This is a genomic window from Azorhizobium doebereinerae UFLA1-100, assembly GCF_000473085.1.
Lineage (GTDB): Bacteria > Pseudomonadota > Alphaproteobacteria > Rhizobiales > Xanthobacteraceae > Azorhizobium > Azorhizobium doebereinerae.
On sequence record NZ_AXBA01000056.1, the window covers coordinates 1 to 13,090 of the forward strand.

At 62.7% G+C, this 13,090-nt stretch carries 17 protein-coding genes; 14 read left to right on the forward strand and 3 right to left on the reverse strand.

Features of this window, described 5'->3' with window-relative positions:
• Positions 1-193: transposase (locus tag YU1_RS0124430; protein WP_029006049.1), on the reverse strand; the 193-nt coding region annotated here is incomplete at its 3' end.
• 85 nt (positions 194-278) lie between these two features.
• Between YU1_RS0124430 and YU1_RS33695 the strand changes: the two genes are divergently transcribed.
• The 13 genes from YU1_RS33695 to YU1_RS0124485 all read left to right on the forward strand — a co-directional run bounded on the left by YU1_RS33695 (position 279) and on the right by YU1_RS0124485 (position 10,309).
• The gene (locus YU1_RS33695; protein ID WP_156922421.1) at positions 279-701 is read left to right on the forward strand and encodes a hypothetical protein; all 423 of its coding nucleotides are present in this window, start codon (positions 279-281) and stop codon (positions 699-701) included.
• Positions 702-821: 120 nt separating this feature from the next.
• Positions 822-1,022: a helix-turn-helix domain-containing protein gene (locus YU1_RS31050; RefSeq protein ID WP_035716634.1), complete on the forward strand. Its 201-nt coding sequence runs from the start codon at positions 822-824 to the stop codon at positions 1,020-1,022.
• A gap of 60 nt (positions 1,023-1,082) precedes the next feature.
• Complete coding sequence (locus YU1_RS34240) at positions 1,083-1,277, forward strand: hypothetical protein (RefSeq protein ID WP_029006308.1); 195 nt, start codon at positions 1,083-1,085, stop codon at positions 1,275-1,277.
• Complete coding sequence (locus YU1_RS0124445) at positions 1,277-1,567, forward strand: winged helix domain-containing protein (RefSeq protein WP_029006309.1); 291 nt, start codon at positions 1,277-1,279, stop codon at positions 1,565-1,567. The genes YU1_RS34240 and YU1_RS0124445 overlap by 1 nt, the downstream gene beginning before the upstream one ends.
• A complete protein-coding gene (locus YU1_RS0124450; RefSeq protein ID WP_029006310.1) occupies positions 1,564-1,803 on the forward strand; it encodes a hypothetical protein in 240 nt (79 codons plus the stop codon). Before YU1_RS0124445 ends, YU1_RS0124450 begins: the two co-directional genes overlap by 4 nt.
• On the forward strand, positions 1,803-3,206 hold the full coding sequence (locus YU1_RS0124455; RefSeq protein ID WP_029006311.1) for a replicative DNA helicase: 1,404 nt from the start codon (positions 1,803-1,805) through the stop codon (positions 3,204-3,206). The genes YU1_RS0124450 and YU1_RS0124455 overlap by 1 nt, the downstream gene beginning before the upstream one ends.
• Before the next feature lie 11 nt (positions 3,207-3,217).
• Positions 3,218-4,060, forward strand: coding sequence for a YdaU family protein (locus tag YU1_RS32965; RefSeq protein ID WP_198019042.1), 843 nt, complete (start codon positions 3,218-3,220; stop codon positions 4,058-4,060).
• On the forward strand, positions 4,057-4,512 hold the full coding sequence (locus YU1_RS0124460; RefSeq protein ID WP_029006312.1) for a hypothetical protein: 456 nt from the start codon (positions 4,057-4,059) through the stop codon (positions 4,510-4,512). The genes YU1_RS32965 and YU1_RS0124460 overlap by 4 nt, the downstream gene beginning before the upstream one ends.
• Positions 4,513-4,655: 143 nt before the next feature.
• Entirely contained in the window at positions 4,656-4,838 is a 183-nt protein-coding gene (locus YU1_RS0124465; protein ID WP_156922423.1) for a hypothetical protein, read from the forward strand.
• Positions 4,839-4,841: 3 nt separating this feature from the next.
• Positions 4,842-6,149, forward strand: coding sequence for a hypothetical protein (locus YU1_RS0124470; RefSeq protein WP_029006314.1), 1,308 nt, complete (start codon positions 4,842-4,844; stop codon positions 6,147-6,149).
• Positions 6,149-9,607, forward strand: coding sequence for a hypothetical protein (locus YU1_RS0124475; protein WP_029006315.1), 3,459 nt, complete (start codon positions 6,149-6,151; stop codon positions 9,605-9,607). The genes YU1_RS0124470 and YU1_RS0124475 overlap by 1 nt, the downstream gene beginning before the upstream one ends.
• Positions 9,607-10,032 (forward strand): terminase small subunit, encoded by a 426-nt coding sequence (locus YU1_RS32235; protein WP_051357298.1) that lies wholly within the window; start codon positions 9,607-9,609, stop codon positions 10,030-10,032. The genes YU1_RS0124475 and YU1_RS32235 overlap by 1 nt, the downstream gene beginning before the upstream one ends.
• 10 nt (positions 10,033-10,042) lie before the next feature.
• Complete coding sequence (locus tag YU1_RS0124485; RefSeq protein ID WP_029006316.1) at positions 10,043-10,309, forward strand: hypothetical protein; 267 nt, start codon at positions 10,043-10,045, stop codon at positions 10,307-10,309.
• On the opposite strand, the gene YU1_RS33700 is transcribed toward YU1_RS0124485, so the two are convergent.
• Positions 10,306-11,253, reverse strand: a complete 948-nt coding sequence (locus tag YU1_RS33700) for a phospholipase D family protein (RefSeq protein WP_156922425.1) — start codon at positions 11,251-11,253, stop codon at positions 10,306-10,308. The two genes, YU1_RS0124485 and YU1_RS33700, sit on opposite strands and share 4 nt — an antisense overlap.
• Before the next feature lie 58 nt (positions 11,254-11,311).
• Positions 11,312-12,160: a DUF4238 domain-containing protein gene (locus YU1_RS32970; protein WP_084540099.1), complete on the reverse strand. Its 849-nt coding sequence runs from the start codon at positions 12,158-12,160 to the stop codon at positions 11,312-11,314.
• Between the two features lie 737 nt (positions 12,161-12,897).
• Between YU1_RS32970 and YU1_RS32975 the strand changes: the two genes are divergently transcribed.
• Positions 12,898-13,090, forward strand: a 193-nt coding sequence (locus YU1_RS32975) for a transposase (protein WP_029006049.1), incomplete at its 3' end; no start/stop codon positions are given.

Sequence of the window (13,090 nt, forward strand, 5' to 3'; positions counted from 1 at the left end):
GGTTGTAGAGCGTCTTACGCGGCCCATATTCAGGCGGCGCGTCGATCCATCGGCCGCCCGATTTCAGAACATGCACGATGCCGCTGATCACCCGTCGGTCATCGACGCGCGGCTTACCACGCGTGTCCTTGGGCAGATGCGGCTCAAGCCGTGCGAACTGTCCATCCGTCAGCCAGAAACAGTCTCCGCTCATCACCAGATCCTCCATGGATCTGGTGAATCACAACACGCTGCCAACGCAAATCATTTTATGGGTCTGAACCCTAAAGCTGGCAGGGTTGAAGGTAAAGTTGCCATATGTCTTTGACGAAGTGGGCGACATCCTTGGGGACGCTCCCCGTCTTGTGTTCGATCCCAGCGACAATGACAAGGGGGATAGCATCACTGGCGCGCGAGGCTCCACCCTCTACTCCCGTCTGCGGGTTGCAGGAGCCGATGTTTCAAAAATCTGGCCCTTCTCCGATCCTGAACCGCATTCCGCCAGCGCCAGAACCACCGCCGACGAACTTCGGCTAACTGCTCGGCTCGCGATGATGCTGAGAGGCGAACCGGGCTTGGCGAAAGCTGAAGCGGCTGAAAGGCTTTCCATAGGACATCGGGAGCGGGCTTTTGAACTTCGCATCTGGCCGAACGCCCGCAAAACTGCCGGCTTGGGAGAACGTGCGAAGGCGGGCCGGAAGAAAAAGCAATCTGCTATTTGATTTTGCCGCGCTAATCACCGCGCCAATTTAATCGCCGCGGCTATTTCCCGTCAGCGAAGCTACGCATTTTCGTCCTCACAAACGCCAGCAAATCCGCTGTCGTTCATAGTGAGGCCCCAAATGCTGACCACGAGCGTCACCGATCCCGCCGCCTTCGACGTGCTGAACGCTGCGCGCATCATGGGCGTTGGCCGCTCCACAGTCTTCGAAGAAATCAAAACGGGCCGGCTGGAAGCCCGAAAGGTCGGCCGCAAAACGCTGATCACCCGATCCGCAATCGAGAACTGGCTTCGCAGCCTGCCCGTCCGCGCCGTCGCCTGAAACGAAGCGGCCCGGCGGTCACTGGAATGACCATCCGGGCCAGAACTCAATAGGCACAAAATGCATATCATCACCCAAGGCGCGCGTCACGCGCCAACGCATCAGCTCGACCTTTTCACCTGGGAGTCCCCGGCCCATTTCGTGCCCGAGCCGCTTCGGTTGGCGGCCCTGCGTCTCTCCGCCCGCAGTGGCGTGCCCTTTCGGATTGCTCTGGTTCATGCGGAGCAGGCCGGCCTGGGGAAGGAGGCGAGCTGATGCCCGATATCAAGGCCCTCACCGTTCGCCTACACGGTGCCGACGGCCCCCTTCTGAAGGTCAAAGGCCGTGTCGCCTGGACGCTGGACAACCTCATCCGCGCCGGCGAACGAGGCTGCACGCCAATCGATCATCCCGCCCCTCGCTGGTCCGACTACGTGTTCAAGCTCCGTAAGGCCGGCGTCACCGTCGAGACCATCGATGAAAAGCACGACGGCGCCTACAAGGGCGAGCATGGCCGATATGTGCTCCGCTCCGCCGTAGAGGTGATCGAGGAGGTGCGCCAATGAGCACCATCCTCCGCTTTCGCAGGCCACCGCACGTCGAGCTTTATGGCGGCGTGATCAGTGGTGGGGATCGCCCTGAGCTGATCGGCAGCATCCGGTACTTCATCGATTATCACGACGAGGAAGGCGATGTCGTCGGGATGTGGGATGGGGCTTCCTATGACGAGGGATGCTCCGTGCTCGCACGCTTCCGCAGCGACGGCATGGAGACCTTCGACCGACTCAGGGAGGCACTCTGATGGATGACGTCAGCCTCACCATCGAGCAGGAACTGCTCGGCCGGCTCTTGGACACTCCCGAGGTTATGCCCGTCGTCGCCGGCATCTTGGAGCCGCGGCACTTTCAGGAGGAGGCGCACTCGCGCCTCTTCCAAGCCATGATGCAGCGTCACGCGATGGGCACGCCGTTCACCATGAGTACGCTGGCCGCAGACCTTAATCTCACCTGGGGCGCGCAGCTCTTGCCGGATATGAAGTACGGGCAATACGTGGCGCGGCTCCTGACGTCACCAGCGCCTGCGATGATGCTCCAAGCCTATGCGTCGGATCTGCGCTCCCAATGGGCCATCCGCACCATCGCCGTTGTCACTGGCCGCGCAGCGAGTGACCAGGGAATGCCAACGGACCGCCTTCAGCAGCTCATGCAGGGGATCGACGAAGTCCGTGCGTCGCTGGCGGAGAACACAACCACGCGGGAGACGGCCGGCGAAACCGGCGCCTGGGTCGTCGAGCGCGTGAACGCCATCCGAATGGGTGAACTGGGCACTCCTGGCGCCAGCACCGGCTTCCGTGAGCTGGACCGCCTGATGCTGGGCTATCGGCCCGGTGAACTCGTCATCGTGGGTGCCAGGCCCGGGATCGGGAAGACGACCTTCGCCACATCGTCGGGGCGCCAGAGTGCGGTGGTCGGCAATGGCATTGCCTTCTACTCGCTGGAGCTCGGCGGGGATGCCATCGGGGCCCGCCTCCTGGCAGATCAGGCCTTCGACAGTGGGGCTCGGCTTACCCATTCGGCGATCCGTGACGGCCATCTCTCCGATGGCCAGTTCGAGCACATGATGGTCGCCCAGGAGGCGATAGATCGGCTTCCCATGGACTGCGACTACGCGGCCCGTTTGACCGTGCCGGAGCTCTCGGCGCGCATCTCGGCAGCGAAGAAGCGCATGGCCCGCTCCGGCATCCCGCTCCGGGTGGTTTTCATCGACTATCTGAAGCAGGTGCGGGCTTCGGACCGTTATCGTGGCCAGCGCCATTACGAGGTGGGCGAAATCACCGCGGGCCTCCACGAAATCGCGAAGCGCGAGGAGGTGTGCATCGTCCTCCTCGCCCAACTCAATCGCGGGATCGAGGCCGAAAGCAATAAGCGGCCCGACCTCCACCATCTCCGTGAGAGCGGCGATATCGAAGCCGATGCGGACGTGGTGCTCTTCCTCTACCGGCCGGCCTACTACCTGCGGCGCACGAAGGAGTTTCAGGAAGGCGCGCCGGATGTCTTGGCGGAGGTGGAGCGCCTTGAGACCAAGCTTGAGGTGATCGTTGCGAAGAACCGCAATGGCGAGACCGGCATCGTCGATCTGTTCTGCGACATCGGCGCCTCGGCGGTCCGGAATGGCGGCACGAGATATGGGGAGCATCGCCAATGAGCAGGCTTCCTATGCTCCCGCTATTCACGGACGCGTTTATCGCCGACACGGGACACCTGACCGCACAGGAAACCGGGGCTTACGTCCTCCTCCTCATGGTGGCTTGGCGAACCGATGGTTGTTGTCTTCCCGATGATGATGTGAGCCTTGCGAGGTGGGCTCGTGTCAGCATGAAGACCTGGGATCGCATCAGACCGCGGGTTATGGCGTTCTGGTCTCTAGTTGACGGTAGCTGGACGCAAAAGCGGCTTACCAAAGAGCATTTGACCGCATCCAAAAAGGCAGAGGTCGCGCGCTCCAACGGGGAGCGCGGCGGTAGGCCTAAGTCATTGGAAAATAGCGCTGCAGCTAACCCAGCGGGTTTGCCAGACGGAACCCAGCAGAAAGCTACTATCTCTATCTCTAATAAAACCCCTGTAGTCCCCAAACGGGGACGGGTAGAAACGGATGCCGATTTCGATGAATTCCGAGGCGCATACCCGAAGCGCGACGGAGGCCAGGACTGGCAGAAGGCTCGGGAGCGTTTCGACCGGCTGGTGAAGTCCGGCGAAGATCCGCTGGCGATCATTTCCGCGGCGAAGGCTTATGCCGCCGCGGAAAGCCGGAGTGTCGGAACGGCCTACATCAAGATGGCTGCGACGTTCTTGAACGGCTCGTGGAAGGATTACGCCGGGCAGGCGCCACCTCCCAAGCCGGCAGGGTATCCCGACTGGCCGGAAAACCTTCCGCCTCCCGATAGGGTGCGGGATGCGTGGGCCAAAGGCCACTGGCCTGGCATTTGGGGCGCGAAACCGGATAACCCGGCGTGCCGGGTGCCATTGGAAATCCTTCAGAGCTGGGGAATGGCGAAATGAGCCGGAAATCATCCGACCACATCGATTTCGATGATCTTGTGCCATCCCCCCAAGAGCGTAAGCGGGAGAAGCGCCGCCGCCGCCGGCAGAACGTCGCCGCGCGCGCTGCAATCTCCGCATGGGCATTGGACGAGGCGGGCAGGTGGGAAGCGGAGGCCAAGCGGCTGGCGCTGGAATGCCTTCGCCTCCAGCGCGCCAGCTATTGCAGCCCGCTCACCCCGGCACAGGAATTGGCGCGGCAGGCCCTCATGATGCAGGACGCCAATCCGATCCCCTCGGAGGAGGACTGCAAACGCTTCCTTGGGCTGACAATGTTCCATTGGATGATGGCCCCCGTGGAACTGCTGGAGGTGTTCGATCTGCATCAGGCGGTCAACATGTGGACCAAGCAACTGGAGACCGACGCGCGCTCCTCGGGCGAAAAATCCTGTGCAGGAGCCAGATGGCAATAGGGCCGATGCCACTCCGCCATGGGCCGGGGCGGGTCGCGAGAATGCGTAGTAGTCCGCAGATCATCAGCGATTTAGACACCGACAACCGTCTGTTATATAAATAGTTTTCGTGGGATATTGGCAGGCAAATGGAGGCACTTGCCATGTTTCCCGAGAATGCTCAGTTCAGTGCGCCGTCCGGCTTCAGGGATGCGATCCGGGACGCTGCCAGCAAGAACTTCATGAAACCCAGCGAGTACCTGCGGCGCTGTGCCCTCCAGCAGTTGGAGCGCGACGGCGTCCGGCTGGAGCCGTCACCCGCTTCTGCCAAGCGCCTGAGGGGCTGACAGATGGCCGACAGCCTGAACTTCCAACCTCTCAGCTTTGCGGCATTCGATCCTGCGCTCAAGAACATGCGCGACGCCGCGGAGCGCGAGCAGGCGCAGAGCGACGTTGCTGGGGGCGTATCTCTGCTCGGCATCGGTGCGCCCGGCGCCGCCCCGCAAGGGCAAGCGGCCACGCCGGGAACGGCAGCGGCACCGGGCCAGCCATCTCCGAGCCTGCTTGCGGCGGTGCAGGCTGACCCGAGCAAGCTGACCCGCCTTCTTGGCAGCCGGGATGCCGGCGCCCGCGCCATGGGCGCGCTCATTCTGGAGAGGCTGAACCCCGCGCAACGCCCTGGCCAGTTCTTTCAGACGCAAGACGGCGTGCTTTACGGCGACCCCAACACCCAGAGCGTGAAGCAAGTCTACCAGAACACCCGACCCAAGCAATTCATCCAGTTGCAGGATGGCACCCTTGTGGCCGGAGACGCAGTGCAGGGAACGGCGACGCCGGCCTATCAGGCCGGCCCGAAGCCGCCGGCCACACCGCCGGGCTTCCAGCCGCGAGCTGGCGGAGGTGTCGAACCGCTCCCCGGCGGACCGGAAGACCCCGCGGCAGTTGCTGCGAGGCGTTCGGAGCAGGCGGTGGCGGCGGGCTATCAGCCCGGCACCCCCGAATTCAAGAGCCTTGTATCCACCGGGAGGCTGCCGTCCGCGTCCGCCGTCGCGGCCACCCAGCCAAAGCCGCTCCCGGCCGCGGCTCTCAAAATGCAGAATGAAGATCTGGAGGTCATTCAGGCGGCGCAGAGCGTCAATCAGCAACTAGGGAACGCGGCGGCACAATTGAAAAACAAGCAACTGTCGCTTGGACCACTGACCAATTTCATTGCTGGCGCCAAGAACTGGGCCGGAAACTCGGACCAGGATTCGCGGAACTATGCGTCCTTCCTCGCCACTCTCGAAAAGGTGCGCAACGACAGCTTGCGTCTGAACAAGGGCGTCCAAACGGAGGGCGATGCCGAGCGCGCGTGGAACGAGTTGTTCAAGAGCATCAATGACCCCGAGGTGGTGCAGCAGCGCATCAAGGAGATCACGGGGCTCAACCAGCAGGCCATCGAGTTCCGGCAAAACCGCATCAATCAGATCCGCACGAACTATGGGCATGCGGATCTCGATGCTTCGACTGTCGTTCCGCCTGCCCAACAGCCGACCCCTGGCGGCAATGCGGGGGCCGGGGCGCCATCGGCGGCTAATGCGCCGGCCGGCACCGTGTTTCGGCAGAACGGCCGCAACTATGTGAAGCAGCCTGACGGCTCCTTTGTGGAGGCGCAGTGATGCCCTTCGATCCGAACCAGCCGTTCGAGGTTGTGAGCGCGGGCCGCGACCCGGAGGTGTGGGGACCGACGCCCGCGGCCCAGTCAACCGGTTTCGACCCGAACCAGCCCTTTGAAGTGGTGGATCAGCCCACCACCACGAGCGAGGGTTTCAACGCGGCCTTTCACGGCGTACCCGATGCGCCTCAGCCCAAGACGGGGATTTTCAACAACGCGACGGCTGGCCTGAACTCGGCCATCTACACGGTGCTGGGCGCCCCTGTGGATCTGGCGCGGGGGGCGATCAATCTGGCCGGCCGGCAAGCGAACGCTGTGAGCGGCGCCGATATCCAGCCCCTTCAGCCCGGCATTGGCGGTAGTGAGTGGATCGCGCGCCAGTTCGAGCGGGCCGGCGTGAACAACCCGGCCGACGTGCAGGCGGCGAGCGCCGGGGAGCGCGTTGCGCGCGCTGCTGGAGAGGGAGTGGGTTACGCCATCGCCCCAGAGGCCGCGCTTGCTGGCCTGACACGGGTGGGCGCTATCGCCCCAGCGGCCGGCGAAGTTCTCGGGCAGGTGTTCGGCCGCTCGGCTGGTGCCGGCGATGTGGCGGCGAATGCCTTTGTGGGCGGCGTCAGCGGCGCTACGGGACAAGTGGCGGGTGATGTGCTGCCCGAGCAGTATCGGCCGCTGGCTGCGGCCGTAGGAGGCATGCTCGGCGGCGCGGGGGCGGCTGGCGTGGCTGCGCTCCCGGCGGCGGCTCGCGAGGCTGGGCGTGTGATGGGCGAGTTCTCTGCCCCCCTCACGTCGGGCGGACGTCAGCAAATGGCGGCCAACACCCTGCGTGCCGCGGCAACGGATCTGCCGTTGGCGCGCGAGGTGCTGGAGAACGCGCCGGTAGAACTGATTGGCGGCTCCCGCCCCACCACATTCCAGATGACTGGCGACATGGGCCTTGGAGCGCTGGAGCGGACAGCGGCTACGAAAGCGCCGGACGAGTTCCTCGCGCGCCGCGCCGAGCAGAACGCCGCTCGCGTGGGTGCTCTGGAGGGGATCCAGCCCGGCGGCCATGCCGAGGCGGTGGTGGGTACGCTGCGTCAGACGCTGGCGGACATCGATGCGGCCACGGGCACCGTATTGAATGACGCCACGCAGGCCGCCACCGGCGCGACCCGCCCCCTTGGCGGCACTGGCACTCCTGAGAGCTACGGCGCCGACATGGCGGCCATGGCGCAGCCGCGCGCCGATCAGGCGCGCACGGCGGCACAGGGGTCGTTTGATGCTCTTGGCGGCCGGGGCACGCCGGAGGGCTATGGTGCGCAGGCGCGCGAGGCACTGGCCGCATCTCGGCAGGCGGCCAAGGCACGCGAAAACGCCCTATGGGACGCGGTGGACCCCGGCGGCACGCTGAACCTACCCGCCGGCGGCACCCGGCAGGCTGTGGTTGATATTCTGAAAGCCCGTTCCCCGGCCGGTGCCCCGTTCTCGGGCACCGAGAAGGAGATGTTCCAGACTGCACTACGCTTCCAGGATGTGATCCCGTTCAAGGATCTTCGGGAATTCCGCTCCTGGCTCAGCGATGCGATGTCGAAGGAGCTTTCCGAGAACGGCCGGACGCAGACCTATGGCCGGATGTCCCGCGTGCGGGGAGCCATCGAGAGTGATATTGAGGGAGCAGTAGCGGCCAAGGCTGAACAGGAAGCCCAAGCCGTTGCAGCGGGCGTTATGCGCGAGGAGGACACCCTTGCCGCAATGCTCCGTAAGCAGCAACGAGAAGCACGGGAATGGTATGACCGCCGGGCGCAAGCCGTATCAATGGGGGACAGCGCTTCAGCAAGTTCTGGCGGAAATGTCTCCGTCGGAACGGGCGGAATTCCTTCAATGGTCGGAAGCCAAGGCCAAGCGGGCCGGCGATCTGGAGCAACTGCGCGAGATCAGGGGGTACAGGGATCTCCAATCCCAGCCCAACCCGTCGAAGCCAATTTCGACGACGGAGCAGCCGGACGACTGAGCGCAGCATCGGCTGCCACCCGGCAGCGCGCACAGACCTTCGATGAGGGCTCTGTGGGGCAGGCACTCGGCAGTGCCGGACGGGCCGATAATTATCGTCTGCGCGACGCCAACGTTCCCGGCCAGTTCTTCACTGGCGGCGCGGACAGCTTCCAACGCATTCAGGAGTTCCGCCGGGCGGCCGGTGACGGCGCCGCGCTCATCACTCTGCGCGACTATGCGGTGTCGAGCCTGCGACAGGCGGCCACTCGCCCCGACGGCACGCTGGATCCGAACCGCTATGCCTCATGGTTGCGACAGCATGCCAACGGCCTGCGCGCCTTTCCCGAGTTGGTACGGGAGGTCGGCACCGCGGCGAAGGCGTCCCGCGCCCTCGATGATGCCTCACTTTTCCCGCAAGGCACCATGAACAGCGAGATTGGCGGCCAGGTGTTCAAGGCCGGCCCTACCGGCTATGAGGCGGCGACGCGCTTCATCACCGGCGTGGGCGACCAGCGGGCGCAGGCGCTTGTTCAGGACTATGCACTCTCCACTCTTCGCAAGGTGGCCGAGCTGCCGAACGGGACGCTTGACCCGGCCAAGGTGGAGCAGTGGCGCGCGAAGCATTCCGACGCCCTCCGGGCCTTCCCTGAGGTGGATCGACTGCTGGCTGAACCCGTGAGGGCTGCAGAGGTCATGGCTCAGGCGGCCATTGACCGGAAAGCCGCTCTCGATCAGTTCCAAGTGGGCACCGTGGGCAAGCTGCTGGGTCTAGATGACCCGGCGGACATCACCCGCACCGTGGGCTCCTTATTCGGCCGGCAGGATGCCGCGAAGCAAATGGCGCAGCTCGCCAATCAGGTGCGGGCCAACCCGGAGGCGAAAGAAGGCCTCCGCAAAGCCGCGGTGGATTACATCAACGGTCGCTTCATCTCGAACACGCAGGCCGGCACCAGCCAGCAGGGCCTCATCAAGGCGGACCAGTTCCAGACCTTCGTGCGCCAGAACCGGCCGGCGCTGCGGTCCGTGCTGTCTCAGGAGGAAATCAATCTCCTTGGGGCCATCGCGGCGGACCTCCAGCGCACCAACCGCTCCATCACGGCGGTGAAGCTTCCCGGCCAGTCGAATACGGCGCAGGATCTGGCGGGAATGTCGAAGCAGAGCCAGCAGCCCATGTCGTGGCTCGGCCAGTTTGTGCTCCACGCCGCAACGACAGCGCCGGCCACAGCTGCGGGCTTTATCGGCGGTGGCTTCGGTGGTGCTGCCTTAGGCCTCGCCGGCGGTGGTGCCGCGGCCAAAACCATCGCCACCTTCCGGGCCAAGGGCCTCGCGCAGGTCGATGACATCGTGAAAGAGGCGATGCTCAACCCGGAACTGGCGAAGGTGCTTCTCGCTCGTGCCCCAGCCAAGCCCACCCAACGGGAGATGATCACCTTCCAGCAGCACGTAATGCGGGCGCTCGCCGGCACTCAGGCAATCGAGGAGAACCGCTGATGGCCGCTCTGTCCAATCCGAGATGGGAGCGCTTCGCTCAGGAGTTGGCAAAGGGCTCATCGCTTGATGACGCTTATCGCCTTGCTGGATATAGCCCCGCGCGCCAGAACGCTCACCGTCTGATGACAAATGATGACGTGCGGAAGCGCGTGGCTGAGATCCAAGAGCGGGGGGCCGTGCGCTCCGAGGTCACGGTGGCATCTCTCATCGCCGAGGCGGAAGAGGTGCGCCAGCGTGCCCTCGATGCTGGCCAGTTCGCGCCGGCCATCGCAGCCATCAAGGAGAAGGGTATCCTCTCTGGCATGCGGATCGAGAAGCAGGAGCGGAAGACGGTCGCAGACCTCCAGCGCCTCACCGATGCCGAATTGGAAGCAATCATCGCGGCGGGCTCGCAGTCAACGCCGCCCGGCGGCCTCACCCATTGAGGCCGCGACCATGGCTGCCCGGACACGCAAGATCCGCCACGACGACGAGACCCGGTCGAAGATCCAAGCCAGTCAGCTCATAAATCGGCTGACCGACCATGTGCTTGGGAAGGTGGACATGACCTCGACCCAGGTCACGGCGGCGCTCGGGTTGCTGAAAAAGGCGCTCCCCGATCTGGCAGCGGTCGAGCACAGTGGCGAGACTACCGTTCATCATGACGTCACCGACAGGCCTATGACAGAAAAGGAATGGGCGACGGAGTTCGCTGCGAACTAAGGGGCATCCACTTCAGCTATGATCGATGCGAAACGCTCAAGCGACAAAGGGACACCATCCGGCGTCAGCTTGCCCCCCTTCACGGCGTCGGTCACTCTTCTATCTAGCACCCGTGTTCCGCCAAGTGCGAGCCCCATAGGGCGGTCGATTTTGACCGCCGGCCACACGGGCTCGGGACCAGATTTGATGCATGCAACTAGCTCCCAAACGCCGTCGCACGATGCCTTGCGGCCGCTCCACTCAAACGTCAGCAGCTGATCACGCACTTTCACGGAGGGCCACCTCCCCCAATAGAACGGATAGACTTCTTCATCCCACTTATCTGCGTCATAGAAGTCCGTTCCCTTGTATGTTGCCATAACCTCCGGAGGAGGCTCTGCGGCACCATATATGTGGACCTTGATATTCCGGTCCTTGATGTCAGGAGACTGAGCCAGGATAGCCTCTGCTAAGGGCAGCCGCGTAAGCCTTTGCGACCTTCGCCGGTTCCAAAGCTTTCTGATCCAAGGAAGGTCGCTCTCTGCAAGAGGCCGCCCTTTACCAAAGATCGACGTCAACCAGACTTCGGCACTTTTGATCTCGCCTTGATCTGTAATCAGGACGCCGGCTTCAAGGCCCATATCAACCTCCGCGTCCCCGGCGAGACCATTCGTCGATGCATTCGCCGACGTCACCACCATCTGAGTGTCGGCGCGATAGACCTTCGAATGCAGTTTTGGCACGGCGTAGACGGCAGCTTCGCGCTTTAGCAATGTGCGAACAACATCAGGGCTCACGAGCCCCGAGTCGGCGTCGCAAGCGATCTGATAGCCGTTGAGATCGGTAGGGAGATCAAGCTCTGTAATGGCTGTTGATCCCCAGTATGCGACAGCTAGATCACACCGGCTGGATTTTACGACCATCCGAATTACTTGTGTCAGTCGATCACCCTGAAGGAATGCCATTATTACCTCTCCGAACACGCCTTTCGCCTCGTTGTGAGGAAGGCCGAGCTACAACATCCTAACGTGGTCGGGAAATCGACCTGACCAGAGCCGCAGAGTTGGCCGCAATAAACCGGCTTTGCCCCGCCAAAGCACGGTTCAACTTGCGAACCTGCCTCTCATCGGTGGCCGGCACCAAATCCACTGCGGCTCCTTGACCAAGTCCAATGGCTATATCCGGAGCCACTGGCAACCACAGCTCTACCAGTGGATCGCTAAGGTGGCGGCGCTCTCCGGCGTTGAAGCGAACGACGGGCCGGCTGCCGATAATCAGGCTTTTCCGAGGGAGGGAGACTGTGAAAATTCGGATGCCTCTGCGCTCAAGAGTAGAGAGAATCTGATCACTGCCGCGTGCCAATGTATCCGTGCGCGCATTGTGAAGAAGGCGTTTCATCTCTCCGTTGGAGGACAATTCGTCGACCCGTTCCTCCAAATGTGGAACTTGTTGCCGAGCACCTTGTAGTATCTCCCGCAAAATCGAGAAACCTTCGGCGTCAGGTATTACAGATTTCTGCGCCTCTGGCGTTCGACGCCATTGGGTGAGAAAGAAAATCATCCAATCTCGCCGCTCCCAGCGCCCCAAATCTGGCAGTCGTCCTTTGCGGGCGGAGCTTATGATTTCTTGAAGGATTGGCTTTGCTGCATGCTCGACCCCTCCTAAAAACCGGACTTCGACGCTATTGTCGATCACCCCTTCGTGAGATCGAGTTGTGTATAGATCACCTTGAGTGAACAACTTTTCTGGCCGAGCTCGATGCAGCACCGAACTTGCAATAGATGTGTCGCACCAGTGGAGCCATCCTTCACCATCGGTGAAGGCCTCGGCCAGCATTCGTGGAACAAAATGATGCTGCTTTGGCCTAGACATCCAATTCTCCGGCGGCGATCCAGGGCAATGAAGAACTATGACTGCCTAATGGCAGTGCGAGGTGCCAGTAGACCGGTCCATGTGGCAGCACTGCCCAGGTGGAGAATCCTTGCGGCATCCGCCGCCATGCGCTTGGGCTGAACTGATGGCTGCAAACGCGGCGATTATAGCTAAGGCTACGATTTTCATTGCCCCCCCCCTATTTTCCTGCGGAAGGTAACAATGTCCCACCCCCTTCGCCAAGGATTAAGGTGGAGTTGACGATACATCGCCCCCTACTGCACCAACCCTCGGTCCACCTGCATGCTTCCTGAAGCAGCCTGGGCAATCGGCCGTCGCTGACGCCCCGCAGACTTTCCTTGCCCTCCTCAAGCCACTCCGGGGAGACGATGACAAGGAGGTGCATCCCAATCGCGGCGCGCCGGCGCGTTCTGGCGCCGGTCTTATCCAAAAGCGCCTTGAAGTTCGCGGTGAGGTCGAGCCCCCGCTCTTCCCCCAGCGGGGGCCACTTGAACGTTGGATTGTCGCCGACCACTCGTTTTCGCGATTGTTCATCGGCTCGCTTGCCATGAATCTAGGCGGCCATGAGGCCCCCAAATTGAGTGCCGTGGCTGATCGGCTGGCAGCGAACGGCACATGGAAACTCGGTCACAGGCATCACCTCTAGGGTTCAGACCCATAAAATGATTTGCGTTGGCAGCGTGTTGTGATTCACCAGATCCATGGAGGATCTGGTGATGAGCGGAGACTGTTTCTGGCTGACGGATGGACAGTTCGCACGGCTTGAGCCGCATCTGCCCAAGGACACGCGTGGTAAGCCGCGCGTCGATGACCGACGGGTGATCAGCGGCATCGTGCATGTTCTGAAATCGGGCGGCCGATGGATCGACGCGCCGCCTGAATATGGGCCGCGTAAGACGCTCTACAACC